General features: G+C 70.3%; 22 protein-coding genes and 1 pseudogene. 17 read left to right on the forward strand and 6 right to left on the reverse strand.

The genetic code is table 11. The features are described 5' to 3' along the window. Positions 1 to 103: 103 nt before the first annotated feature. The 5 genes from tig to AC07FN_RS00725 all read left to right on the forward strand — a co-directional run bounded on the left by tig (position 104) and on the right by AC07FN_RS00725 (position 5,321). Entirely contained in the window at positions 104 to 1,468 is a 1,365-nt protein-coding gene (gene tig / locus AC07FN_RS00705; protein ID WP_478393722.1) for a trigger factor, read from the forward strand. Between the two features lie 242 nt (positions 1,469 to 1,710). Continuing rightward, a complete protein-coding gene (locus tag AC07FN_RS00710; protein WP_452612118.1) occupies positions 1,711 to 2,337 on the forward strand; it encodes an ATP-dependent Clp protease proteolytic subunit in 627 nt (208 codons plus the stop codon). A 40-nt stretch (positions 2,338 to 2,377) separates the two neighbouring features. Continuing rightward, on the forward strand, positions 2,378 to 3,010 hold the full coding sequence (locus AC07FN_RS00715; protein ID WP_452612117.1) for an ATP-dependent Clp protease proteolytic subunit: 633 nt from the start codon (positions 2,378 to 2,380) through the stop codon (positions 3,008 to 3,010). Between the two features lie 230 nt (positions 3,011 to 3,240). Then, positions 3,241 to 4,521, forward strand: a complete 1,281-nt coding sequence (clpX, locus tag AC07FN_RS00720) for an ATP-dependent Clp protease ATP-binding subunit ClpX (RefSeq protein WP_132489213.1) — start codon at positions 3,241 to 3,243, stop codon at positions 4,519 to 4,521. Positions 4,522 to 4,682: 161 nt separating this feature from the next. Continuing rightward, entirely contained in the window at positions 4,683 to 5,321 is a 639-nt protein-coding gene (locus AC07FN_RS00725; protein WP_478393723.1) for an RBBP9/YdeN family alpha/beta hydrolase, read from the forward strand. Positions 5,322 to 5,328: 7 nt separating this feature from the next. Here AC07FN_RS00725 and AC07FN_RS00730 read toward each other — a convergent pair whose 3' ends face one another. After that, positions 5,329 to 6,204, reverse strand: a complete 876-nt coding sequence (locus tag AC07FN_RS00730) for an alpha/beta hydrolase (RefSeq protein ID WP_478393724.1) — start codon at positions 6,202 to 6,204, stop codon at positions 5,329 to 5,331. A gap of 74 nt (positions 6,205 to 6,278) precedes the next feature. Then, positions 6,279 to 7,115, reverse strand: coding sequence for a formate dehydrogenase accessory sulfurtransferase FdhD (gene fdhD, locus AC07FN_RS00735; protein ID WP_478393725.1), 837 nt, complete (start codon positions 7,113 to 7,115; stop codon positions 6,279 to 6,281). Positions 7,116 to 7,219: 104 nt separating this feature from the next. Here fdhD and AC07FN_RS00740 point away from each other — a divergent pair, with 104 nt between their 5' ends. Both AC07FN_RS00740 and AC07FN_RS00745 read left to right on the forward strand, forming a co-directional pair. Further along, on the forward strand, positions 7,220 to 8,557 hold the full coding sequence (locus AC07FN_RS00740) for an OFA family MFS transporter (protein WP_478393726.1): 1,338 nt from the start codon (positions 7,220 to 7,222) through the stop codon (positions 8,555 to 8,557). Next, positions 8,554 to 8,661: an MFS transporter small subunit gene (locus AC07FN_RS00745; RefSeq protein ID WP_478393727.1), complete on the forward strand. Its 108-nt coding sequence runs from the start codon at positions 8,554 to 8,556 to the stop codon at positions 8,659 to 8,661. The genes AC07FN_RS00740 and AC07FN_RS00745 overlap by 4 nt, the downstream gene beginning before the upstream one ends. A 15-nt stretch (positions 8,662 to 8,676) precedes the next feature. Here AC07FN_RS00745 and AC07FN_RS00750 read toward each other — a convergent pair whose 3' ends face one another. Beyond that, positions 8,677 to 9,603 (reverse strand): LysR family transcriptional regulator, encoded by a 927-nt coding sequence (locus AC07FN_RS00750; RefSeq protein WP_478393728.1) that lies wholly within the window; start codon positions 9,601 to 9,603, stop codon positions 8,677 to 8,679. Positions 9,604 to 9,674: 71 nt separating this feature from the next. Here AC07FN_RS00750 and AC07FN_RS00755 point away from each other — a divergent pair, with 71 nt between their 5' ends. The 4 genes from AC07FN_RS00755 to AC07FN_RS00770 all read left to right on the forward strand — a co-directional run bounded on the left by AC07FN_RS00755 (position 9,675) and on the right by AC07FN_RS00770 (position 12,547). Continuing rightward, on the forward strand, positions 9,675 to 10,733 hold the full coding sequence (locus AC07FN_RS00755) for an SDR family oxidoreductase (RefSeq protein WP_452612239.1): 1,059 nt from the start codon (positions 9,675 to 9,677) through the stop codon (positions 10,731 to 10,733). 9 nt (positions 10,734 to 10,742) lie between these two features. Beyond that, on the forward strand, positions 10,743 to 11,528 hold the full coding sequence (locus tag AC07FN_RS00760) for an SDR family NAD(P)-dependent oxidoreductase (protein WP_478393729.1): 786 nt from the start codon (positions 10,743 to 10,745) through the stop codon (positions 11,526 to 11,528). 195 nt (positions 11,529 to 11,723) lie between these two features. Beyond that, entirely contained in the window at positions 11,724 to 11,933 is a 210-nt protein-coding gene (locus AC07FN_RS00765; protein ID WP_478393730.1) for a hypothetical protein, read from the forward strand. Positions 11,934 to 11,941: 8 nt separating this feature from the next. Further along, positions 11,942 to 12,547, forward strand: coding sequence for a YwqG family protein (locus AC07FN_RS00770; protein ID WP_478393731.1), 606 nt, complete (start codon positions 11,942 to 11,944; stop codon positions 12,545 to 12,547). Between the two features lie 45 nt (positions 12,548 to 12,592). Here the strand turns inward: AC07FN_RS00770 and AC07FN_RS00775 are convergent, their stop codons facing one another. Continuing rightward, positions 12,593 to 14,890 (reverse strand): FdhF/YdeP family oxidoreductase, encoded by a 2,298-nt coding sequence (locus AC07FN_RS00775; RefSeq protein WP_478393873.1) that lies wholly within the window; start codon positions 14,888 to 14,890, stop codon positions 12,593 to 12,595. A gap of 126 nt (positions 14,891 to 15,016) precedes the next feature. Between AC07FN_RS00775 and AC07FN_RS00780 the strand changes: the two genes are divergently transcribed. Continuing rightward, positions 15,017 to 17,644 (forward strand): valine--tRNA ligase, encoded by a 2,628-nt coding sequence (locus AC07FN_RS00780; RefSeq protein WP_478393732.1) that lies wholly within the window; start codon positions 15,017 to 15,019, stop codon positions 17,642 to 17,644. Between the two features lie 183 nt (positions 17,645 to 17,827). Here the strand turns inward: AC07FN_RS00780 and AC07FN_RS00785 are convergent. Continuing rightward, a pseudogene (locus AC07FN_RS00785) lies at positions 17,828 to 18,151 on the reverse strand (hypothetical protein); the annotation flags it as partial. Between AC07FN_RS00785 and folC the strand changes: the two are divergent. Beyond that, positions 18,036 to 19,403, forward strand: coding sequence for a bifunctional tetrahydrofolate synthase/dihydrofolate synthase (folC, locus tag AC07FN_RS00790; RefSeq protein WP_478393733.1), 1,368 nt, complete (start codon positions 18,036 to 18,038; stop codon positions 19,401 to 19,403). The pseudogene AC07FN_RS00785 and the gene folC overlap by 116 nt on opposite strands. Further along, the gene (locus tag AC07FN_RS00795; protein WP_452612104.1) at positions 19,400 to 19,882 is read left to right on the forward strand and encodes a DUF4233 domain-containing protein; all 483 of its coding nucleotides are present in this window, start codon (positions 19,400 to 19,402) and stop codon (positions 19,880 to 19,882) included. Before folC ends, AC07FN_RS00795 begins: the two co-directional genes overlap by 4 nt. Positions 19,883 to 19,884: 2 nt before the next feature. On the opposite strand, the gene AC07FN_RS00800 is transcribed toward AC07FN_RS00795, so the two are convergent. Then, entirely contained in the window at positions 19,885 to 20,985 is a 1,101-nt protein-coding gene (locus AC07FN_RS00800) for a zinc-binding dehydrogenase (protein ID WP_452612101.1), read from the reverse strand. 209 nt (positions 20,986 to 21,194) lie between these two features. Here AC07FN_RS00800 and AC07FN_RS00805 point away from each other — a divergent pair, with 209 nt between their 5' ends. The 3 genes from AC07FN_RS00805 to AC07FN_RS00815 all read left to right on the forward strand — a co-directional run bounded on the left by AC07FN_RS00805 (position 21,195) and on the right by AC07FN_RS00815 (position 23,442). Further along, positions 21,195 to 22,733: an alkaline phosphatase D family protein gene (locus AC07FN_RS00805; protein WP_478393734.1), complete on the forward strand. Its 1,539-nt coding sequence runs from the start codon at positions 21,195 to 21,197 to the stop codon at positions 22,731 to 22,733. A 66-nt stretch (positions 22,734 to 22,799) separates the two neighbouring features. After that, a complete protein-coding gene (locus AC07FN_RS00810; protein WP_358576745.1) occupies positions 22,800 to 23,024 on the forward strand; it encodes an AbrB/MazE/SpoVT family DNA-binding domain-containing protein in 225 nt (74 codons plus the stop codon). Then, on the forward strand, positions 23,014 to 23,442 hold the full coding sequence (locus AC07FN_RS00815; protein WP_478393735.1) for a type II toxin-antitoxin system VapC family toxin: 429 nt from the start codon (positions 23,014 to 23,016) through the stop codon (positions 23,440 to 23,442). The genes AC07FN_RS00810 and AC07FN_RS00815 overlap by 11 nt, the downstream gene beginning before the upstream one ends. Positions 23,443 to 23,512: the final 70 nt, after the last annotated feature.

A 23,512-nucleotide genomic window follows, 5' to 3' on the forward strand; every position in this document is an offset into this window, starting at 1 on the left:
GGAAGCAATAGACTCGGAGGTCAGCCCGGCATCGTTGGACGTGGTGGTATGCCGCGCCCGTTGGCAGCGCCGGGAATCAAGCACGTTCGCACTAGGAGACCACGTGAAGAGCACCGTCGAGCACCTGAGCCCGACGCGCGTCCGGATCAACGTCGAGGTGCCGTTCGACGAGCTCAAGCCGAACTTCGACCGCGCGTACAAGGCACTGGCCCAGCAGGTCCGCATCCCCGGCTTCCGGCCGGGCAAGGTCCCGGCGCGGGTGCTGGAGAGCCGCATCGGTCGGGGCCCCGTGCTCGACGAGGTCGTCAACGAAGCGGTCCCGGCCAAGTACCTGGAGGCGGTCAACAGCAGCGAGGTGCGCACCCTCGGTCGCCCGGACATCGAGGTGACCAAGATCGAGGACGGCGCGGAGATCGCGTTCACCGCCGAGGTCGACGTCCGCCCGGAGATCACCGTGCCCGCGTTCGGCGAGCTGTCGGTGAGCGTCGACGACGTCGAGGTCACCGAGGAAGAGGTGACCGAGCAGCTCGACTCGCTGCGCGCCCGCTTCGGCACCCTGGCCGGGGTCGAGCGCCCCGCGCAGGAAGGCGACTTCGTCAGCATCGACCTGTCCGCCACCGTCGACGGTGAGGACGTCGAGGACGCCAAGACCAGCGGCCTGTCCTACGAGATCGGCTCGGGCCAGCTCATCGAGGGCATCGACGACGCGCTGATCGGCGCGAGCGAGGGCGACACCAAGGCGTTCACCACGAAGCTGGTGGCCGGCGAGTACGCGGGCAAGGACGCCGAGGTTTCGGTCGTGCTGAACTCCGTCAAGGAGCGCCAGCTGCCCGAGGCCGACGACGAGTTCGCCCAGATGGCCAGCGAGTTCGACACCGTCGAGGAGCTCGTCGCCGACCTGCGGGAGCGCCTGGGCCGCGTCAAGAAGATGCAGCAGGGCATGCAGGCCCGGGACAAGGTCCTGGACGCGCTGCTGGAGACCATCGAGGTGCCGCTGCCGGAGAAGGTCGTCGAGTCGGAGATCGAGGTGCGCCGGCACGACGCGGTGCACCCGTTCGACCACGACGAGGCGCGCTTCGAGGAATGGCTCGGGCAGCAGGAGAAGACCCGCGAGGAGTTCGACGCGGAGACCCGCACCGAGGCGGAGAAGGCGGTCAAGACCCAGCTGGTGCTGGACACCATCGCCGACGCCGAGGACGTCTCGGTCTCCGACGACGAGCTCACCCAGCGGATCATCTACCAAGCGCAGCGCTTCGGGATGAGCCCGGACCAGTTCGTGCAGCAGGCGCAGCAGTCGGGCCAGCTCGGCTCGCTGTACGCCGACGTGCGCCGCAGCAAGGCGCTGTTCTCGGTCGTGCGCCAGGCCACCGTCACCGACGAGGCCGGCAACGAGCTGGACCTGGACGAGCTGTTCGGCCCGCAGGAGTCCGAGTCGGACGAGGTGGCCGAGACCGCGAAGGCGGAGTGACCGACCTCTCGGGCGGACAATTTAAAAGCATGCTCTAAGCGAACGTGGGTGGTACTGGGAAGCTGGTGCCGCCCACGTTCGTTAGGGTCGGTTGTAGCGGATCGCCCGAGAGGGAAGCAGGACAACGCCTGGGGCCGCGCCCGACGTGTCGGCCGCGCCGGTCCACTGTGGAAGTGGGCGGAGTGGCCGATGTGGCCCCGGTGGACAACGGCCCATTGTGGGAGAAGGCAGGGAGACGTGACGTGACGCAGCACCTGACTGTTCCGACGTCCGACGCGCGGTCGCCGTCCATGCGGACGGGGACGAACGGGCTTTCGCTCAACGACTCGGTTTACGAGCGGCTGCTGCGGGAGCGCATCATCGTCCTCGGCTCCCAGGTCGAGGATTCGATCTCGAACCAGATCTGCTCGCAGCTGCTGCTGCTGGCCGCGGAGGACCCGGAACGGGACATTTCGCTCTACATCAACTCGCCGGGCGGCTCGGTGACGGCGGGCATGGCGATCTACGACACCATGCAGCTGATCAAGCCGGACGTGGCCACGGTGGCGATGGGCATGGCCGCTTCGATGGGGCAGTTCTTGCTGTCCGCGGGCACGAAGGGCAAGCGCTTCGCGCTGCCGCACGCGCGGATCATGATGCACCAGCCGTCGGCCGGCCTCGGCGGTACGGCTTCGGACATCGAGATCCAGGCCAAGATGTTCTCCCGGCACAAGAAGGAAATGGCCGAGCTGATCGCCGAGCAGACCGGTCAGACGGTGGAGAAGATCATGCAAGACGCGGACCGCGACCGCTGGTTCACCGCGGAGGAGGCCCGCGAGTACGGGCTAGTGGACCACGTGGCGAGCGCCGCTAATCTGCCCAGCAGCTGATCATCCCCGCCCGAGACCTAGCAACGAGGAGTCACCCGTCGTGAACCCTTACCAGTCTTTGCAGTCCCGCTACGTGCTGCCCTCGTTCGTCGAGCGCACCGCGTACGGCGTCAAGGAGTCGAACCCGTACAACAAGCTGTTCGAGGAGCGCATCATCTTCCTCGGCGTCCAGGTCGACGACGCGTCGGCCAACGACGTGATGGCGCAGCTGCTGTTCCTGGAGTCCGACGACCCGGACCGCGAGATCCAGATCTACATCAACTCGCCCGGTGGTTCGTTCACCGCGCTGATGGCGATCTACGACACGATCCAGTACGTCCGCCCGGACGTGCGCACCATCTGCCTCGGCCAGGCCGCCTCGGCCGCGGCGGTGCTGCTGGCGGCCGGCACCAAGGGCAAGCGCCAGGCGCTGCCGAACTCGCGCGTGCTGATCCACCAGCCCTCGGTGGAGGGCATCCAGGGCCAGGTTTCCGACCTGGAGATCCAGGCCGCGGAGGTGCTGCGGATGCGGGACCTGCTGGAGACCACGCTGGCCCGGCACACCAACCGGTCCGTGGACCAGATCCGCGAGGACATCGACCGGGACAAGATCCTGACCGCGGACCAGGCCGCCGAGTACGGCCTGATCGACGAGGTCGTGCCCTACCGCAAGCTCTCGACGCAGAAGGCGTAAGGAGATTGCACGGCTCCGCTCGCGAGGGCGGGGCGGACGGCCGGGCGTGGTGGTTGCGCCACGCCCGGCCGTCATGCACGACACGCCGGACGAGGTGCTGGTCACACCACGCTCGGCAATGGCGGACACTGTGAGTCTCCCCGAACCCGGGGAACGCCAGGTACCGTCGAAGGCACATACGGTCAGGCGCGCTACCGGACGGCGCGCCGGAGGGGACGGGGTCAGCGGTCATGGCACGTATCGGTGACGGCGGCGACCTGCTGAAGTGCTCCTTCTGCGGGAAGAGCCAGAAGCAGGTGAAGAAACTCATCGCCGGCCCCGGCGTGTACATCTGCGATGAGTGCATCGATCTCTGCAACGAGATCATCGAGGAGGAACTGGCCGAGGCGGGCGAGGTCAAGCTCGACGAGCTGCCGAAGCCGGCCGAGATCCACGAGTTCCTCGACCAGTACGTCATCGGGCAGGACCCGGCGAAGCGGAACCTGTCGGTCGCGGTCTACAACCACTACAAGCGCATCCAGGCCGGTGAGCGCCGGGAGAGCCGTGGTGAAGAGGCCGTCGAGCTGGCCAAGTCCAACATCCTGATGCTCGGCCCCACCGGCTGCGGCAAGACCTACCTGGCGCAGACGCTGGCCAAGATGCTCAACGTCCCGTTCGCGATCGCCGACGCGACGGCGCTGACCGAGGCCGGTTACGTGGGCGAGGACGTCGAGAACATCCTGCTCAAGCTGATCCAGGCGGCCGACTACGACGTGAAGCGCGCCGAGACCGGGATCATCTACATCGACGAGGTCGACAAGATCGCCCGCAAGAGCGAGAACCCGTCGATCACCCGCGACGTGTCCGGCGAGGGCGTGCAGCAGGCGTTGCTGAAGATCCTGGAGGGCACCACCGCGAGCGTGCCGCCGCAGGGCGGCCGCAAGCACCCGCACCAGGAGTTCATCCAGATCGACACCACGAACGTGCTGTTCATCGTGGCCGGCGCGTTCGCCGGGCTGGAGAAGATCGTCGAGGAGCGGGTCGGCAAGCACAGCGTCGGCTTCGGCGCGGAGCTCCGCTCGAAGGCCAAGATCGACACCACCGACCACTTCGCCGACGTGATGCCCGAGGACCTCATCAAGTTCGGGCTGATCCCGGAGTTCATCGGCCGGCTGCCCACGGTGGCCAGCGTGACGAACCTGGACAAGCCGTCGCTGGTGCAGATCCTGACCGAGCCGCGCAACGCGCTGGTGAAGCAGTACAAGCGGTTGTTCGAGATGGACAACGTGGAGCTGGAGTTCACCAAGACCGCGTTGGAGGCCATCGCCGACCAGGCGATCCTGCGGGGCACGGGCGCGCGCGGGCTGCGCGCGATCCTGGAGGAGGTCCTGCTGCCGGTGATGTACGACATCCCGAGCCGTTCGGACGTCGCCAAGGTCGTCATCACGGAGCAGACGGTCCGCGAGAACGTCAACCCGACGATCGTCGCGCGCCAGGCCACCCGCCGCGAGCGCCGCGAGAAGTCCGCCTGAGCCCTGGTCGGTTCGTGTCGAGCAGCTCTGCCGGGCGCCGGAGGTCGCCCGCTTCCCGGATCGTTCTGCACTGATCCGCCACCCGTGGTCACTCGCTGCGGATCCGGCGCGGTTAGATGATCATTGGTTGCGACCAGACGAACGATTCCGGGGACGGTGCCATGAGCGAGATGCATGTCCTGCTGATTCACGGGATGACCGGTTCCGGCCCCTGGCACTGGCAGCAGTGGCTCGCCGGGCAGCTCCGCGACCAGGGTGTCCGGGTGGACCTGCCGAGCCTGCCCGATCCCGACCGGCCGGTGCTCGACCGGTGGCTGCCGGTGCTGCGGGAGCGGCTGGAGGCCGTGCCGCGGGAGGCCGAGCTCGTCGTGGCGGCGCATTCCTGCGGGGTGGCGCTGTGGCTGCACCACGCGGCGACGATCGCCGGGCGGGACCGGCGCGCGGACCGGGTCCTGCTGGTGTCTCCGCCCGCCCTGGACTGGCAGCACCCGGACGCCCAGGACATCACGCCCTATCCCACGGACGCCGCGGCGCTGCGCCGCGCCGCCGGGATCACCCGGCTCGTGGTGGGCACCGGCGACCCGTACCTGTCGATGTACCGGGCGCACGCGCTGGCCGCGGACCTGCAGGTCGAGTTGGACGTGATCCTCGACGGCGAGCACCTCAACACGGACGCGGGCTACGGCCCCTGGCCGTCGGTGCTGCGCTGGGCCCTGTACGGCTCCGTGCCGCTGAACGACCGCTTCGACGCCGACACCTACACCGCGGGCCGGTCCCAGGACCGCCTGCGGCTGGTGTGACCGGCCCTCACTTCTTGCGCGACCGGGCGAGCTGGCCGCCCACGAAGTCGACGACCTCCGGCAGGGCCTTCCGGTAGTAGCGGCTGTTGTGCCCGCCCGGGGTGGTCGAGGCGTACTCGGGCTGGGCCGCGCGGATGAAGCGGCGGGTGCCCTCGATGAACCGGTCCTCGGTGCCGCACCACACGCCCAGCGGCACGTCGCCGAGCTCGTCGATGTGCCGGAGCGGGTCCATCGCGGCCCACTCGGCCTCGTTGGCGAAGGCGCGTCGCTTGCTCATCTCCCGCCAGCTGGTGATCAGGGCGGGGGAGACGACGGCGGCGGCCGACAGCGGATTGCCCTGTTCGAGCCGGCGGCGGGCGTAGAGCAGCGCCCCGAACCCGCCCATCGAGATGCCGGCCGCCGCGAAGGGCTGGCCGCTCGGGCCGCCGAGGCGGCGTTCGGCCAGCCAGCGCGGCACCTCGTCGAGCAGCATCGACATCGGGTCGTCGCCCGGCCACCGGTGCCAGTAGCTGTTCCCGCCGCCGTCCACGGCCAGGAACGCGAACGGCGGGATGCGGCGCGCGGCCACGGCGTCGGACAGCCAGGTCGGCAGCCCGCCCGCGGACTTGCGCGCGTCGCCGAACCGGCCGTGCAGCATCAGGCAGACCGGAAGCCCTTCGCGCGCAACGCCTTTCGGGAACATCGTGACCAGGTGGACGGGGCAGTTGCGGGCCTGCGAGTGCACCTGCTCGATGAGCACGTTCGACTCGTCCACGTACTGCACCGCGGGGCGCGTGTCGAGGTCGGCGGTCAGCCCGATGCTCAGCGCGGCCAGCCCGGCGACGCCGGAGGCGAGGACGCTGCGCCTGCCGAGCATGTGGCTGCGCGGTTCACCGTCGCCCATGCGCCCTCCCGTTTTCGCCGTCCGGCTTTCATCGTGCCAACGGGGTGCGTCGGCACCAACCGAGTGGGAAGGAATCAGGCGATGTCCTTCGTCACGATGCGTTCGGTTCCGGTGTAGACGTTCATGGTGCGGCCGCGGAGGAACCCGATCAGCGTCATGCCCTGCTCGGCCGCGAGGTCCACGGCCAGCGACGACGGCGCCGACACCGCGGCGAGCGCGGGCACCCCGGCCATCGCGGCCTTCTGCACGAGTTCGAACGATGCCCGGCCGGACACCATCAGCACGCAGCCGGTCAGCGGCACCCGGTCCTCCAGCACGGCCCAGCCGAGGACCTTGTCGACGGCGTTGTGCCTGCCGACGTCTTCGCGCGCCACGAGCAGCCCGCCGTCGGAGTCGAACAGTCCTGCCGCGTGGAGCCCGCCGGTGGTGTCGAAGACGCGTTGCGCGGCCCGCAACCGGTCCGGGAGGGCGGCGAGGGTGTCGGTGTCCAGCGTCAGCGGGTCGTCTGCGGGGGAGTGCCGGGTGCTGAGCCGGACGGAGTCCAGCGCGGCCTTGCCGCACACCCCGCACGACGACGTGGTGTAGAAGTTGCGCGTCACGGAGGCGTCCGGCGGCTGCACGCCGGGGGCGAGCAGGATGTCCAGCACGTTGTAGGTGTTGCGGCCGTCGGGGCCGGGGCTGTCGCAGTAGCGGGCCGTCGACAACTGGGCCTTGTCGTGGATAACGCCTTCCGTCAGCAGGAACCCGTGCGCGAGTTCGACGTCGTGGCCGGGCGTGCGCATGGTGACCGAGAGCGGCGCGCCGTTGACCCGGATCTCCAGCGGCTCCTCGGCGGCCAGCGTGTCCGGCCGGCTCCGGCTGCCGTCGGCGGCGATCTTCAGCACCGGTCGTCGCACGGTGACGCGTCCCATCGGGCCCTCCCTACCGGCCGCATCGGCGAAATCGTCCTCGTCCGAGGGCCTTGTACACCGTATGCTCAGCCGCGCTGTGATCAACGCCGCATCGGGGAGGTCCCATGGTCGCAGACCTGCTCGCCCCCAACAGAATCGTCGCACCTCGCGACTGGAACAGGTGGCTGGTCCCGCCTGCTGCGCTCGCGGTGCACCTGTCGATCGGGCAGGTCTACGCGTGGAGCGTCTTCAAACCGCCGCTGGAGGACGCCCTCGGCCTGTCCGGGACGCTCAGCGCGCTGCCGTTCCAGCTGGCCATCGTGATGCTCGGCCTGTCCGCCGCGCTGGGCGGGACGCTGGTGGAGCGCCGCGGCCCGCGGTGGGCGATGGCCGTGTCCGCGACCTGCTTCTCGGCCGGGTTCCTGCTCTCCTCGCTCGGGGTGTCGACAGGCCAGTACTGGCTGGTGGTGTTCGGGTACGGGTTCGTCGGCGGGATCGGGCTCGGCATCGGCTACATCTCGCCGGTGTCGACGCTCATCAAGTGGTTCCCGGACCGGCCGGGCATGGCGACCGGCATCGCCATCATGGGTTTCGGCGGCGGCGCGCTGATCGCCTCGCCGTGGTCCGCGCAGATGCTGGAGTCCTTCGGCAGCGGCAGTTCCGGGATCGCGCTGACGTTCCTGGTGCACGGGTTGGCCTACGCGGTGTTCATGTCGCTGGGCGTGCTGCTCGTCCGGGTGCCGCAGCCGGACTGGCGGCCCGCCGGGATGCCGGAGCGGATCGCCGGCCCGATGATCACCACGGCGAACGTGACGGCCCGCAACGCGATGCGCACGCCGCAGTTCTGGCTGCTGTGGGTGGTCCTGTGCTGCAACGTCACCGCTGGGATCGGCATCCTGGAGAAGGCGTCGCCGATGATCGTCGGCTTCTTCGCGGACAGCTCGACGCCGGTCGCGACGGGCGCGGCGGCCGGTTTCGTCGCGCTGCTGTCGCTGACCAACATGGCCGGGCGGTTCGTCTGGTCGTCCACATCGGACATCGTCGGGCGCAAGAACGTCTACCGGCTCTACCTGGGCGGCGGGGTGCTGCTGTACCTGGGCATCATGCTGTTCGGCGCGACCGGGGTGCCGGTGTTCGTGCTGTGCGCGATGCTGATCCTGTCGTTCTACGGCGGCGGTTTCGCGACCGTGCCGGCCTATCTGAAGGACCTGTTCGGCGGTCTCCAGGTGGGCGCGATCCACGGCCGGCTGCTCACCGCGTGGTCGGTGGCCGGGGTGCTGGGGCCGCTGATCGTCAACGCGATCGCCGACGTCCGCAAGGCGGCCGGCGCCACCGGGCCGGACCTGTACACGACGTCGCTGTACATCATGATCGGCCTGCTGGTCGTCGGGTTCGTGGCCAACGAGCTGGTGCGGCCGGTCCATCCCAGGTTCCACGAACCGGCCACCGGAGGTGCGCGATGAACCGCCGAGCACTGCTCGTCCTCGCGTGGGCGTGGGTCGGCCTGCCGTTCGCCTACGGCGTCTGCGAACTGGTCCAGAAGGTCACCCAGCTCTTCAACGGCTAGCGCGGTTTCGCGTGGTCAGGAGCCGGTTTTCACGGGTGCGAGGCGGCGGCGGACGTGGTCGGGGAGGACCGCGGCCTTGCGGGCGAGGGTGTCGACGAACGCCGACGTGAGCGGGTCCGGGCCGCTGCGCGTGTAGGCGGTCAGGGTCCGGTGCACGGGCGGGTCGGGGCGCAGCAGCGCGCCGTCGAAGCGGGGCGGGATGATGTTCGCCGGAACCAGTGCGGGTCCCAGCCCGGCGGCGGCGAGCATGGGGGCCGCCGCGGTCTGCTCGGTGCGGATCGCGGCGCGCGTCTGGAAGCCGGCGCCGGCGCAGGCCTGTTCGAGCACGTCGGAGAGCCCGTTCTCCGGGCTGTAGTGCACCCATCCCCGGTCGGCGAGCGCCCCGAGCTCGATGCGCGTCGCGCCCTCGTCGACGGCCGGATCGTCCGCCGGCAGCACGACGACGAACTCCTCCATACCCAAGGTGTGCACCGGACCGTCCCAATCGGACGGTGGTGGCCCCACCGCGAGATCGGCCTGCCCGGCCGTCATCGCAGCGCGGAGCTCGTCGGTGTGCCGGTGCTCGAAGAGTCTGATGTGGACACCCGCGTGCTCGCGGCGCCAGGCGCGCAGCACCGGCGGCAGCACGCCGAGGCTGATCGAGTACACCGTCGCGAGCTGCAGCTCGCCGCTCTCCAGCCCGCATGCCTGCCGGGCGGCCAGCCGGGCGCGTTCGGCGTCGGCGAGCGCCGCGCGGGCGTGCGGCAGCATCGCGCGGCCCATCGGCGTCAGCCGCACCGCGCGCGGCAGGCGCTCCAGCAGCGGGCCGCCGACCTCCCGCTCCAGCGCGCGCACCTGGTGCGACAGCGCGGGCTGGGTGACGTGCAGGAGCTCCGCGGCGCGGGTGAACGACCCCTCCGCCACCACCGTGACCAGGTACTCGAACTGCCGCAGCGTTGGCATGAACAGAACTTATCACCGGCAGAAAGAACAAGTCTTGGACTTATGGCTCGATGGCTACGAGTGTTGTCGGCATGGAGCACAACACCAAGGTCGCCCTGGTCGTGGGGGCCAACGGGGTCATCGGCCGCAACCTCGTCGAGCACCTGGCCACGCTGCCCGACTGGGAGGTGATCGGGCTGTCCCGGCGCGGCGGCGAGAACACCGAGCGGGTCCGGTACGTGGCCGTCGACCTGCTCGACCCGGAGGACACCGGGGCGAAGCTGCGCGAGCTCACCGGCGTCACGCACGTCTTCTACGCGGCCTACCAGGACCGCCCGACCTGGGCCGAACTCGTCCCGCCGAACATGGCGATGCTGACCAACGTCGTCGACGCGGTCGAAGCCGTCGCGCCCGGCCTCCGGCACATCAGCCTCATGCAGGGCTACAAGGTCTACGGCGCGCACCTCGGGCCGTTCAAGACGCCGGCCCGCGAGACCGACGCCCGCCCGATGCCGCCCGAGTTCATGGCCTCCCAGCAGCAGTTCCTGGAGCAGCGCCAGCGCGGCAAGGCCTGGACCTGGACGGCCCTGCGCCCGTCGGTGGTGGCCGGATTCGCGCTCGGCAACCCGATGAACCTGGCGATGGTGATCGCGATCTACGCGGCGATCTCGAAGGAACTCGGCCTGCCGCTGCGGTTCCCCGGCAAGCCCGGCGCCTACGACTCGCTGCTGGAGATGACCGACGCCGGCCTGCTGGCGAAGGCGACGGTCTGGGCCGCCACCTCGGAGCGGGCCGAGAACCAGGCGTTCAACATCAACAACGGCGATCTGTTCCGCTGGCGGGAGCTGTGGCCGAAGATCGCCGCGCACTTCGGCCTGGAGGTCGCCGACCCGCTGCCGATGTCGCTGAGCGACGTGATGGCCGACAAGGCCGGGCTGTGGCAGCAGATGGTCGCCGACCACGGCCTGGAACCGCACGCGTACCAGGAGGTTTCGTCCTGGGCGTTCGGCGACTTCGTCTTCTCCTGGGACTACGACATGTTCGCCGACGGCTCGAAGGCCCGCCGGTTCGGGTTCCACGAGTTCGTCGACACCGAGGCGATGTTCCTGGAGATCTTCGACGACCTGCGCGCGCGCCGCGTCATTCCCTGAGGAGTCCTGATGGATCTGCAACTGGCCGACAAGGTCTTCGTGGTGACCGGTGCCTCCGCGGGCATCGGCGAGGCGACCGTCCGCCTGCTGGCGGCGGAGGGCGCGAAAGTGGTCGGGGTGGCGCGCGAACCGCACGGCATCTGCGCGCTCGGCAGCGGGATCAGCGCGGTGGCGGCGGACATCACCGACCTGGACGCCGCCGAGCGGGTCGTGGCGACCGCGCTGGAGCGGCACGGTCGCCTGGACGGGCTGGTGAACAACGTCGGCGGGCTGCAGTCGCGCACCGGCTTCCTGGACGTCGCCGACGAGGAGTGGAAGCGGACCTTCGAGCTGAACTTCCACTCGGCGACCCGCATGACCCGGTCGGCGCTGCCCGCGATGCTGGCGCAGGGCGCGGGCAGCGTGGTGCACGTGACCAGCGAGGCGGCGCGCCTGACGGACGTGCCGCTGATCGACTACGCGGCCTCGAAGACCGCGATGCTGTCGGTGTCCAAGGCGCTGGCGATCGAGTTCGGCCCGCGCGGCGTGCGCTCCAACGTCGTCGCGCCGGGCCCGACCCGGACCTGGCTGTGGGACGCGCCGGGCGGCTTCGCGGCGCAGCTGGCGGACCGGTTCGGCCTGCCGGTGGAGGAGGCGGTGGAGCACTTCGTCCGGGACGTCCGCGGCCTGCCGACGGGCCGCCTGGGAACCCCGGACGACGTGGCCCGGGTGATCGCCTACCTCCTGTCCCCGCTGGCGGCCCAGGTGACCGGCGCGGAGTGGGCGGTCGACGGCGGAGCCCTCCGCCAGCTGTGACACGGCATCCGTTCGCCGCATTTTCCATTGAGGTTTTTCCAACCTCGTTTTGCGTGGCGGTGCGGGTGGCGGAACCTCAGAGGCTCCCTGGACTGTGGGTGCCCCTCCTGATGTATGTCCAATACACGGCGGAGGGGCCGTCCTCGCCAGGAAGCCTCTGAGAACCCGCGGCGGTGCGAGTGTCGTAGGTGGGTTATGCGCCTGCGGCGCATGCGACACCTCATCGACGTGTGGCTTTGCGGCCCGCGGCTGCGGGCCGACCAGGACCAGGATGAAAAACGCTCATTGAAATCGGACCTTCGATTTCAATGGAAATTGCGGTTCGGCCTGCGCGGTGGTTTCGGGGTGATCGGTCCCGCGCCGGCGGTCGGTGGCGCTACCGTCGGCGAGCACCCCGCACAGTGAGGAACGCGATGGCCACCAGCACCCCGCCCGAACGGCAGAACCTGCGTTTCGTGGAGGCGTCGGAACCGATCACCGAACCGATCACGAAGTTCGGCGGCCAGCCGGTGTGGCTGGCCGACCCGACCTGGCCGCTGTCCGCCGACACCGGCCGCCCGATGCGGTTCATCGGCCAGATCCGCCTGCCGGGCGAGGAAGTCCGGCTCGGCTACCTGTTCATGACCGAGGACGGTTCCGACGAGTTCGTCGACGGCACCTACGACCCGACCGCCGGCGAGAACGCCTTCTTCGCCCAGCCCGGCGAGCCGGCGGAGTTCTACCAGGTGGCCAGCATCCGCCGAGGCCCGACGTTCGGCCCGGACCACCACGCGGAACTGGCCCCGCACGACCCGGACGCGGTGGACGACGAGGACGACGACCTGCGCAGCCGGCTGTGGGGCGAACCGGTCTGGCTGCAGGGCGAGGAGTGGCCGGACGAACCCGGCACCTGGCGGTTCGTGGCGCAGCTGGACAGCGCGGACGAACCGTTCGACATGAACCTCGGCGACGCGGGTGTCGCCTACGCCTTCATCGACGAGAAGACCGGCCAGGGCCGCTTCCTCTGGCAGTGCGGCTAGTCCTCGTGGGTGGCTCTCCTGCCGGGAGGGCCACCCACGACCGCATCAGGCCCGTTCGAGGCGGATGACGACCGCCTTGGACACCGGCGTGTTGGACTTCTCCGCCACCGAGTTCAGCGGCACCAGCGGGTTGGCTTCCGGGTAGTAGGCCGCCGCGCAGCCCCGGGCGGTCGGGTAGGCGACGATCCGGAAGCGCTCCGCTCGGCGCTCCTCGACCGAGCCGTCCGGCGCCGCCCACTCCGAGATCACGTTCACCAGATCTCCCGCCGCGAAGCCGAGTTCCGCGATGTCCTCGCCGTTGACCAGCACCACGCGGCGGCCGTCCTCGATGCCGCGGTAGCGGTCCGAGAGCCCGTAGATCGTGGTGTTGTACTGGTCGTGGCTGCGCATCGTCTGCAGCAGCAGCCGCCCCGCGGGCACCCGGATCGGCTCCGGGACGTTCACCGTGAAGTTCGCCTTGCCCGTCGCAGTCGGGAACGTGCGGCTGTCGCGCGGCGGGTGCGGCAGCACGAAGCCGTCCGGTTCGCGGACCCGCCGGTTGTAGTCCTCGCAGCCGGGCACCACCTGCGCGATGTGGTCCCGGATCACGTCGTAATCGCGCTCGAAGGACTCCCAGCTCACCGGGTGGTCCGGGCCGAGCAGTTCGCGCGCCAGCCGGCAGATGATCGCGACCTCGGAGAGCAGGTGCTCGGATGCCGGCGCGAGCCGCCCGCGCGAGGCGTGCACCACCGACATCGAGTCCTCGACGGTCACGAACTGCTCACCGGTGCCCTGCGCGTCGCGTTCGGTGCGGCCGAGCGCGGGCAGGATCAGCGCGGTGCGGCCCGGGACGACGTGCGAGCGGTTGAGCTTCGTGGACACCTGCACCGTCAGCTCGCAGCCGCGCAGCGCCCGGATGGTCGCGTCGGTGTCCGGCGTCGCGGAGACGAAGTTCCCGCCCATCCCCACGAACGCCTTGACCCGGCCGGCTTGCATGGCGCGGATGGTGTCCACGGTGTCCAGGCCGTGCTCCCGCGGCACCGGTACCCCGAACTCGCGCTCCAGGGCGGCCAGGAACTGCTCCGGCATCTTCTCCCAGATGCCCATCGTCCGGTCGCCTTGCACGTTGGAGTGGCCGCGCACCGGGCACACCCCGGCGCCGGGCTTGCCGATCATCCCGCGCAGCAGCAGCAGGTTGACGATCTCGCGGATGGTGGCGACGCCCTGCTTCTGCTGGGTCAGGCCCATCGCCCAGCACGCCACCGTGCGCTGCGAGGAGATCAGCATCTCGGCGATCCGCTCGATCTGCTCGCGGTCCAGGCCGGTCGCCTCGGCGGTGGCCTCCCAGTCGACCTCCCGGGCCTGGGCGGCGAACTCGTCGAAGCCGTGCGCGTGCGCGTCGATGAACTCCTGGTCCACCGCGCCCGCCTTGAGCACCAGCGCGTTGAGGGCCTTGAACAGCGCCAGGTCGCCGCCGATGCGGATCTGCGCGAACTCGTCGGCCAGCTGGGTGCCGTCGCCGACCACGCCGCGCACGTTCTGCGGGTTCTTGAACCGCATCAGCCCGGTCTCCGGCAGCGGGTTCACGGCGATGATCCGCCCGCCGCGCTGCTTGACCTTCTCCAGCGACGACAGCATCCGCGGGTGGTTGGTGCCCGGGTTCTGGCCCACCACCAGCACCAGGTCCGCGTGTTCCACATCGGACAGCGACACCGAGCCCTTGCCGATGCCGATGGTCTCGGTCAGCGCCGACCCGGACGACTCGTGGCACATGTTCGAGCAGTCCGGCAGGTTGTTCGTGCCGAAGCTGCGCACCAGCAGCTGGTAGAGGAACGCCGCCTCGTTGCTGGTGCGGCCCGAGGTGTAGAAGGCCGCTTCGTCGGGCGATGCCAGCTCGCGCAGGCCCGCCCCGATCACCTCGAACGCCTCGGCCCAGCCGATCGGCCGGTAGTGGCTGTCGCCGTCGCGCAGGATCATCGGCTGCGTCAGCCGGCCCTGCTGGCCGAGCCAGTAGTCGGTCTTCCCGGCGAGCTCGGCGACCGGGTGGCGGGCGAAGAACTCCGGCCCGACCCGCCGCGTCGTCGCCTCCTCGGCGACCGCCTTCGCGCCGTTCTCGCAGAACTCGGCGAGCTTCCGCTTGTCGCCCTCGGCCTCGCGCGGGTCCGGCCACGCGCACCCGGGGCAGTCGAAGCCCGCGCGCTGGTTCAGCAGCGGCAACGTCCGCACGGTGCGGGTCAGGCCCATCTGCTCCCAGCTGCGCTGCAGCGAGACCAGAACGCCCTTCACCCCCGCCGCGGCGTGGCCGGGCGGACCGACTCGGAGGCCGTTCTCGTCGATGTCCTGTTCGGGCGCTCCACGCGACATGCGCCTAGCGTGCGCCACGGCGCGCAGGCGGGCACGGGTGGGGTGGGGGGAGTCACAACCGCGCTGGTCGCCGCGCACCCCAATGCCCGGAAAACGCGCTGAACAGGCACTCGTAGAATCCGGTGCGTGACACAGACCCATGACGCTCAGCAACGTGAACTTCCGTCGACCTGGAATCCGGCCGACGTAGAGGCCGAGCTGTACGAGCGCTGGGTAGCCGCCGAATACTTCACCGCCGACGCGAACAGCGACAAGCCGCCGTTCTCGATCGTCATCCCGCCGCCGAACGTCACCGGCAGCCTGCACATCGGGCACGCCTTCGAGCACACCCTGATGGACATCCTCACCCGGCGCCGCCGGATGCAGGGCTACGAGGCGCTGTGGCTGCCGGGCATGGACCACGCGAGCATCGCGGTGCAGGCGCTGGTCGAGCGGCAGCTCCGCGAGGAGGGCGTCGACCACCGCGAGCTGGGCCGCGAGGCGTTCCTGGAGCGCGTGTGGCAGTGGAAGGAGAAGCACGGCGGGGCGATCCTGTCCCAGATGCGCCGCCTCGGCGACAGCGTCGACTGGACCCGCGAGCGCTTCACCATGGACGCCGGGCTTTCCCGCGCGGTGCAGACGATCTTCAAGAAGCTCTACGACGACGGGCTGATCTACCGGGCCGAGCGACTGGTCAACTGGTCGCCGCAGATGCGCTCGGCGATCTCCGACATCGAGGTGGAGCACAAGGAGGTCGAGGGCGAGCTCGTCTCCATGCGCTACGGCGACGGCGACGACGCGATCGTGGTCGCCACGACCCGGATCGAGACGATGCTCGGCGACACCGCCGTCGCGGTCCACCCCGGCGACGAGCGCTACAAGCACCTGGTCGGCACCGAGATCGAGCTGCCGCTGACCGGCCGCAAGATCCCGATCGTCGCCGACGAGCACGTGGACCCGGAGTTCGGCACCGGCGCCGTCAAGGTCACCCCGGCGCACGACCCGAACGACTTCGAGATCGGCAAGCGGCACGACCTGCCGATGCTGACGATCATGGACGAGCAGGGCCGGATCGCCCACACCGGCACGCAGTTCGACGGCATGGACCGCTTCGAGGCCCGCGTCGCCGTCCGCGAGGCGCTGCGCGAGCAGGACCGCATCGTCGCGGAGAAGCGCCCGTACCTGCACAGCGTCGGGCACAGCTCGCGGTCGAAGGAGCCGATCGAGCCGCGGCTGTCGCTGCAGTGGTTCGTCAAGGTCGGCCCACTGGCCAAGGCCGCCGGCGACGCGGTGCGCGACGGCCGGGTCGCGGTGCACCCGCCGGAGATGACCAAGCGCTACTTCGACTGGGTCGACAACCTGCACGACTGGGCCATCTCGCGGCAGCTGTGGTGGGGCCACCGCATCCCGATCTGGTACGGGCCGGGCGGCGAGGTCGTCTGCGTCGGGCCGGACGAGGAGCCGCCGTCGGGCGAGGGCTGGCACCAGGACGAGGACGTGCTGGACACCTGGTTCTCCTCGGGCCTGTGGCCGTTCTCCACGATGGGCTGGCCGGCGGACACCGCGGACCTGCGGAAGTTCTACCCGACCAGCGTGCTGGTCACCGGCTACGACATCTTGTTCTTCTGGGTCGCCCGGATGATGATGTTCGGCCTCTACGCGATGGACGGCGTGGAACCGTTCAAGGTCATCGCGCTGCACGGCATGGTCCGCGACGCGCACGGCAAGAAGATGTCGAAGTCCGCGGGCAACACCGTCGATCCGCTCGTGTGGATGGACACCTACGGCACCGACGCGCTGCGGTTCACCCTGGCCCGCGGCGCGAACCCCGGCACCGACTCGCCGATCAGCGAGGAATGGGTGGCGGCGTCCCGCAGCTTCTGCACGAAGCTGTTCAACGCCACCAAGTTCGCGATGATGAACGGCGCGAAGGTGCCGGAGCGGCTGCCCGACCGCGGCGAGCTCACCGACGCGGACCGGTGGATCCTGGACCGCGTCGACCAGCTGGTGTCCGATGTGGACGAGCTGCTGGAGGACTTCCAGTTCGCCAAGGCGACCGAGGCGCTCTACCACTTCACCTGGGACGAGTTCTGCGACTGGTACCTGGAGCTGTCCAAGGTCCAGCTGGACGGCGAGCGGGCGGAGCGGACCCGCGAGGTGCTCGGGTACGTGCTGGACGTGCTGCTGCGGCTGCTGCACCCGACGATCCCGTTCATCACCGAGACCCTGTGGACCGCGTTGACCGGCCGCGAGTCCGTGGTGATCGCGGACTGGCCGAAGGCGTCCGGGGCGGTTGCCGACGCCGCCGCCGCGGCGCGGATCACGGCGGCGCAGAAGCTGATCACCGAGATCCGGCGGTTCCGGTCCGACCAGGGCCTCAAGCCGGGGCAGCGGGTCGCGGCCAAGCTCGGCGGCATCGCGGAGCTGGGGCTGGCGGACCACGTGCCCGCGGTGCAGGCGCTGGCCCGGGTCACCGAGCCGGCCGACGGGTTCACCTCGTCGGCGTCGATCGAGGTCGGGTTGGCCGGCGGCAACGTGTCGGTGGAGCTGGACCTCTCCGGCGCGGTCGACGTGGCCGCCGAGCGCAAGCGGCTGGCCAAGGACCTGGCCGTGGCGGAGAAGGAACTCGCGGGCACCGACAAGAAGCTGAACAACCCGGCGTTCCTGGACAAGGCCCCGGCCGACGTGGTGGACAAGATCAAGGCCCGCCGCGAGACGGCGCAGGCCGACATCGCCCGCATCAACACGCGCCTGACCGCGTTGCCGGGGGCCTGACCGGTTTCGAGCTCGCCGGGTGGCGCCTTCGCGCGAAATCGCCACCCGGCAGGCACGAGGAGCGGCGATTTCTCGCGAAATTGCCGCTTTCGCCTTTCCGGGACGCGTGCGCGGCCACGGCATTCGCCAGTAGCCGCAGAACATGATGTTGTTCTTCGGCAGGCCGGATCGGACCCAGTGCTGGCGCAGTGAGGCGGCCAGCTCGGACTCGCCGACGACCCAGGCGTAGGTGTTCTCGGCGGGCGCGGGCAACTCCTCGGCCGCGGCCAGCGCCGCTCGCCCCGGGTTGTCCCGCACCACCGGGAACCGGCGGAGCGGGTCTTCGCCGGTCGGCCGACCGGCGAGACGTAGACTGACCTCGTCGTTTCGCCGTTCGCAGGGGAGTGAGCACTTGTCCGGCACCGATCCCGCCGCGTTGCAGGAACTGCGCGTGGTGGAGGCCGAGCTCAACGAACGCTGGCCGGAAACCAAGATCGAACCGTCGCTCGACCGGATCCGGGCGCTCACCGAGCTGCTCGCCGATCCGCAGCACAGCTATCCGGTCGTGCACATCTCCGGCACCAACGGCAAGTCGTCGACGTCGCGCATCACGGACGCGCTGCTGAGCGGCCTCGGGCTGCGCACCGGCCGCTACACCAGCCCGCACCTGCAGCTGGCCACCGAGCGCATCAGCATCGACGGCGCGCCGATCAGCCCCGAGGGCTACGTCGAGGCCTACCGCGACGTCGCGCCGTACGTGTCCATCGTGGACTCGCGCAGCGACGTCCGGATGAGCAAGTTCGAGGTGCTCACCGGGATGGCGTTCGCGGCCTTCGCCGACGCCCCGGTGGAGGCGGCGGTGATCGAGGTCGGCCTGGGCGGCAGCTGGGACGCCACCAACGTCGCCGACGCGAAGATCGCGGTCGTCTGCCCGGTCGCGCTCGACCACGCCGACTACCTCGGCACCGACCTGGCCTCGATCGCCGGGGAGAAGGCCGGGATCATCAAGCCCGGCTCCATCGCGGTGGTCGCGGCGCAGCCCGCCGAGGCGCAGAAGGTGATCATGGAGCGGGCCGCCGAGGTGGATGCCACGGTCGCCCGTGAGGGCCAGGAGTTCGGCGTCCTCTCGCGGACCGTCGCCGTCGGCGGCCAGCTGCTCCGGCTGCAGGGCCTGGGCGGCGTGTACGACGAGATCTTCCTGCCGCTGCACGGAGAACACCAGGCGCGCAACGCCGTGTTGGCGCTGGCGGCGGTCGAAGCGTTCTTCGGTGCCGGTGCCGACCGGCAGCTCGACGTCGAGCGGGTCCGCGACGCGTTCGCGAACGTCGTGACGCCCGGGCGCCTGGAGCGGGTCCGCGCGGCGCCGACGGTACTGGTCGACGCGGCCCACAACCCGCACGGCGCACGAGCCCTCGCCGACGCGCTCAGCTCCGAGTTCTCGTTCCGCAAGCTGGTCGCGGTGGTCGCAGTGCTCGGCGACAAGGACGCGCGCGGCATCCTCGCCGAGCTGGAACCGGTGGTCGAGGAGATCGTGCTGACCACGAACTCCTCGCCGCGGGCGATGGATCCGGACGAGCTGGCCGGCGTGGCCAAGGACATCTTCGGCCCGGACCGGATCGTGGTGGAGCCCCGGCTGGACAACGCGGTGGAGACCGCGATCCAGCTGGCCGAGGAGACCGATGAGCCCGGCGAATCGGTTTCCGGCGGCGGCGTCGTGATCACCGGGTCCGTGGTGACCGCAGGCGAGGCGCGCGCCCTGTTCGGCAAGGAGCCCGCGTGAGCGAACCGCAAGACACTGGAGTCGTCGTGACCGATCAGCCGAACCCCGAACCAGGCAAGGGCCTGCCCGAAGCACCGCCCGGCGTGCGCGACCCGTGGAAGGGCCTGCGCGGGATCATGGCGGGCACGCTGGTGCTGGAGTTCATCTCGTTCATGCTCGCGCTGCCGGTGGTCTGGAAGCTCGGCGGCGGCGTCTCCAGCATCGGCTTCACCATCGTGGCGGTGCTGTCGGTGCTGATGCTGGCGGCGGCGTTCGTGCAGCGCCGCCCGTGGGGCCTCGGCGTCGCGCTCGCCCTGCAGGTCGCGATGGTGCTCTGCTTCTTCGTGCACCCGGCGGTCGGGATCATGGGCGCGGTGTTCGCGGCGGTCTGGGCCTACATGCTGTACCTGCGCCACGACGTCGCCCGGCGCATGCGCGAAGGCCAGCTCTACGACCAGCTCGGCCACCCGCCGGGCTACCCGCCGGAGCAGACCGACTGACGTCAGCCGATGTCGATGACGGCTCGGCCGACGGTTTCGCCGCGCTTCAGGGCGTCGTAGGCGTCCTGGACCTGCTCGAACGGGTAATGGCGGCTGATCGCGTCCTGCGGGCGGAGCAGGCCGCGGGCCACCAGGTCGAGCAGGACCGGCATGTCACGCCGCGGCTTCGCGCCGTAGGAGCCCTTGATCTGCAGCTTCCGGCGGGCGATGGTGGCCAGGTCGAACTCCGCGGTGGTGCCCCTGGCGGCGATGCCGACCACCACGACCTGACCGCCTTCGACGACCGAGTCGCGCGCGATGTCGAAGGTGGGCACCGCGCCCAGCGCCTCGAAGGCGACGTCCACGCCGCGCCCGCCGGTCAGCTCGCGGATCGCCGCGGGCGCGTCCGCCTCGGCGGAGTTGACCACGTGCGTCGCGCCCAGCTTCCGCGCCCCGGCCAGCTTCTCCTCGCTGATGTCCACCGCGATGATCATCGACGCGCCGAACACCGCCGCCAGCTGGATCAGCGCCGAGCCGACGCCGCCCGCCGCGATCACCGCCACGGTGTCGCCGACCTGCACGTTCGCCGCGTGGCGCAGCGCGCCGTACGCGGTCATCGTCGAGCAGCCCACCGAAGCGACGTCGCTGAGCTCCACGCCGTCCGGCACGCGGTAGACCGAGGTCGCGGGCGTGACGCAGCGTTCCGCCAGGCCGCCCATCGAGTACATCCAGACCGGCTCGCCGTCCGGCCGGAACAGCCGGGTCTCGTCGTCGTAGAGCCGCCCCTTGCCGCGGTTGAACTCGAAGAACTTCCGGCAGATCTCCTCGTTGCCGCGGGCGCACTGCTCGCACTGGCCGCACGGCATGATGAAGCTGGTCACCACCCGGTCGCCCACCTCGAGCCCGGTGACGTCCGGCCCGAGCTCGGCGATCACGCCGGCCACCTCGTGCCCGAGCACCGTCGGCGTCGGGAACGGCAGTTCTCCCTTGAGCACGTGCAGATCCGTGTGGCAGGCCCCGCAGGACCGCACGTCGATGGCGACCTCGCCGGCCTTCGGCCGGGGATCGGCGAGTTCCTCGATCCGCATCGGCTGGTTCGCGGCGGTGTGCACGGCGGCGCGCATCCGGACCTCCAAGTCAGACCGGCCAGTCGGTTTGCCCGTGAAGCTATCGCGCCGACCCGCCGGGCACCAGGCGTGAACGCGGGAAATCCGCACCGCCGGTGACTGGCCCGGCACCGCCCGTGCGCTCGTGGTCGCCCGGCACGAACTCTTCACCTGCGCGTCGACCAGCGGTGATCCACCAGTCTCCTGCCCTGGATAGAACCGGAGGCATGACTCCCGAACCTGCCCAGCTGAACCGGCGAGCCCTGCTCCGCGGCGCCGCCGCCACCGGCCTGGCCGCCACCGGCCTGGTCCTGTCCGGCGCGCCCGCGTTCGCGCGCGGCGGCCGCCCGGTGCTGACCCACGGCGTGCAGCTCGGGGACCCGCGCCCGGACGGGGCCGTGGTGTGGACCCGCGCCGACCGGCCGTCGCGGATGTTCGTGGAGGTCTCCCGGCACGCCGACTTCCGCGGCGCGCGGCGGATCCCCGGCCCGGTCCTGACCCCGGAGACCGACGGCACCGGCGAGGTCCGGCTGGACGGGCTGCCGCCGGGGCAGCAGGCGTACTACCGCGTGATCGCCGAGGACCTGGACGGCCGCGTCGAGAGCGAGGCGCTGACCGGCACCTTCCGCACCGCGCCGCGCAACCGGCGGGACGTGCGCTTCCTGTGGTCCGGCGACGTCGTGGGGCAGGGCTGGGGCATCAACCCGGACGTCGGCGGCATGACGATCTACCACGCGATGGCCGCCCGCAACCCGGACTTCTTCCTGCACAGCGGCGACACGGTGTACTCCGACGGTCCGTTGAAGGAGTCCGTCACGCTGCCCGACGGCCGGGTGTGGCGCAACGTCGTGACCCAGGAGAAGTCCAAGGTCGCCGAGACGTTGGCCGAATACCGCGGGCAGTTCGCCTACAACCTGCTCGACGAGAACGTGCGGCGCTTCGCCGCGCAGGTCCCGCAGCTCGTGCAGTGGGACGACCACGAGGTCACCAACAACTGGTACCCGGGCGAGATCCTGGACCTCGACCAGTACACCGAGAAGCGCGTCGACGTGCTCGCCGCGCGGGCCTTCCAGGCCTTCCACGAGTGGCAGCCCGTCCGCCGCCAGGACGCGGTGGACGGCCGGGTGTACCGGAAGGTCTCGCACGGCCCGCTGCTGGACGTGTTCGTGCTCGACATGCGCAGCTACCGCGACCCGAACTCGGTGGGCACCACGCCGGAGCGGATCCTCGGCGCCCGCCAGGCGCGCTGGCTCGTCGACGAGCTCGCCCGGTCCCGCGCGACCTGGAAGGTGATCGCCTCGGACATGCCGATCGGCATCGTCGTGCCGGACGGCGACAAGATCGAGGCCGTGGCCAACGGCCTGCCGGGGGCGCCCAACGGGCGCGAGGCGGAGCTGGCCTGGGTGCTACAGGAGATCAGCCGCCGCTCGGTCCGCAACACCGTCTGGCTGACCGCCGACGTGCACTACACGGCGGCGATCCACTACGCGCCGGAGCGCGCGGCCTTCGCCGGGTTCGACCCGTTCTGGGAGTTCGTCTCCGGCCCGCTGCACGCCGGCGCGTTCGGGCCGAACAAGCTCGACCCGACCTTCGGTCCGGAGCAGGTGTTCGTCAACGCCCCGACCCGCCAGGGCACGTCCCCGCTGGAGGGCTTCCAGCACTTCGGCGAGGTCAACATCGACGGCCGCACGGGGCAGCTGACCGTGGACCTCCGCGACCAATCCGGCCGCTCCCTCTGGGCCAAGGCCCTCGACCCGCAGCGCTGACCAGCCACGATCGAGTTATTCCGTGGAAGTGGAAGTAGGAAAAGTCGTATTCTTACTTCCGTGAAGATGACGGAGAAGGGGCAGGTGACCATCCCGGTCGACCTGCGTCGCGAACTAGGACTGAGACCCGGGGATCAGATCGAGATCAGATTGGAGGGAAACGCGCTGATCCTCACCCGCGGGCATTCGGTGCCCAGCCGTGGGCAGCGGATCGTGGAGCACCTCCGCGGGCGCGCCAGCGGGGAGGGGCTTTCCACCGACGAGATCATGGCGATGACCCGTGGAGAGTGAATCCGCCCTCGCGCCGGCCACACTGGTCGACTCCAACGTTCTGCTCGATCTGGTCATCGAGGAGGGCGAATGGGTCGATTGGTCTTCGGACGCGCTGGAAAAGGCGGCGGAAGAGGGCCCCTTGGTGATCAACCCGTTGATCTTCGCCGAGGTGTCGGTGCGCTTCCCGGCGATCGAGGAAGTCGAGGACGCGTTCCCGAACGACTTCTTCGTCCGCATGCCGTTGCCGTGGTCGGCGGCGTTCCTCGCGGGAAAGTGCTTCCAGGACTACCGCCGCCGAGGAGGCGAGAAGCGGTCGCCGCTGCCCGATTTCTACATCGGCGCGCATGCGGCGGTGAGCCGGCTTCGCCTGCTGACCCGCGATGCCCGCCGGTACCGCACCTACTTCCCGACGGTCGAGGTGATCGCTCCGGACTGAGGCGGGGTCGCCGCTCGGGGTGTCACCTGCATCGATACCCTGGCGGGCAAATCGGGCGCGGTGCGTTTTC

This window comes from Saccharopolyspora sp. NPDC045941 (assembly GCF_056431445.1).

Coding starts and splice junctions, on each gene's coding strand:
- AC07FN_RS00770 (WP_478393731.1), top strand. CDS start 11,942: ATGGCCACCAGCACCCCGCCCGAACGGCAGAACCTGCGTTTCGTGGAG.
- AC07FN_RS00810 (WP_358576745.1), top strand. CDS start 22,800: ATGACGGAGAAGGGGCAGGTGACCATCCCGGTCGACCTGCGTCGCGAA.
- AC07FN_RS00750 (WP_478393728.1), bottom strand. CDS start 9,603: ATGCCAACGCTGCGGCAGTTCGAGTACCTGGTCACGGTGGTGGCGGAG.
- AC07FN_RS00775 (WP_478393873.1), bottom strand. CDS start 14,890: ATGTCGCGTGGAGCGCCCGAACAGGACATCGACGAGAACGGCCTCCGA.
- AC07FN_RS00760 (WP_478393729.1), top strand. CDS start 10,743: ATGGATCTGCAACTGGCCGACAAGGTCTTCGTGGTGACCGGTGCCTCC.
- AC07FN_RS00765 (WP_478393730.1), top strand. CDS start 11,724: ATGCGCCTGCGGCGCATGCGACACCTCATCGACGTGTGGCTTTGCGGC.
- AC07FN_RS00800 (WP_452612101.1), bottom strand. CDS start 20,985: ATGCGCGCCGCCGTGCACACCGCCGCGAACCAGCCGATGCGGATCGAG.
- AC07FN_RS00745 (WP_478393727.1), top strand. CDS start 8,554: ATGAACCGCCGAGCACTGCTCGTCCTCGCGTGGGCGTGGGTCGGCCTG.
- AC07FN_RS00740 (WP_478393726.1), top strand. CDS start 7,220: ATGGTCGCAGACCTGCTCGCCCCCAACAGAATCGTCGCACCTCGCGAC.
- clpX (WP_132489213.1), top strand. CDS start 3,241: ATGGCACGTATCGGTGACGGCGGCGACCTGCTGAAGTGCTCCTTCTGC.
- AC07FN_RS00805 (WP_478393734.1), top strand. CDS start 21,195: ATGACTCCCGAACCTGCCCAGCTGAACCGGCGAGCCCTGCTCCGCGGC.
- fdhD (WP_478393725.1), bottom strand. CDS start 7,115: ATGGGACGCGTCACCGTGCGACGACCGGTGCTGAAGATCGCCGCCGAC.
- AC07FN_RS00755 (WP_452612239.1), top strand. CDS start 9,675: ATGGAGCACAACACCAAGGTCGCCCTGGTCGTGGGGGCCAACGGGGTC.
- AC07FN_RS00730 (WP_478393724.1), bottom strand. CDS start 6,204: ATGGGCGACGGTGAACCGCGCAGCCACATGCTCGGCAGGCGCAGCGTC.
- AC07FN_RS00725 (WP_478393723.1), top strand. CDS start 4,683: ATGAGCGAGATGCATGTCCTGCTGATTCACGGGATGACCGGTTCCGGC.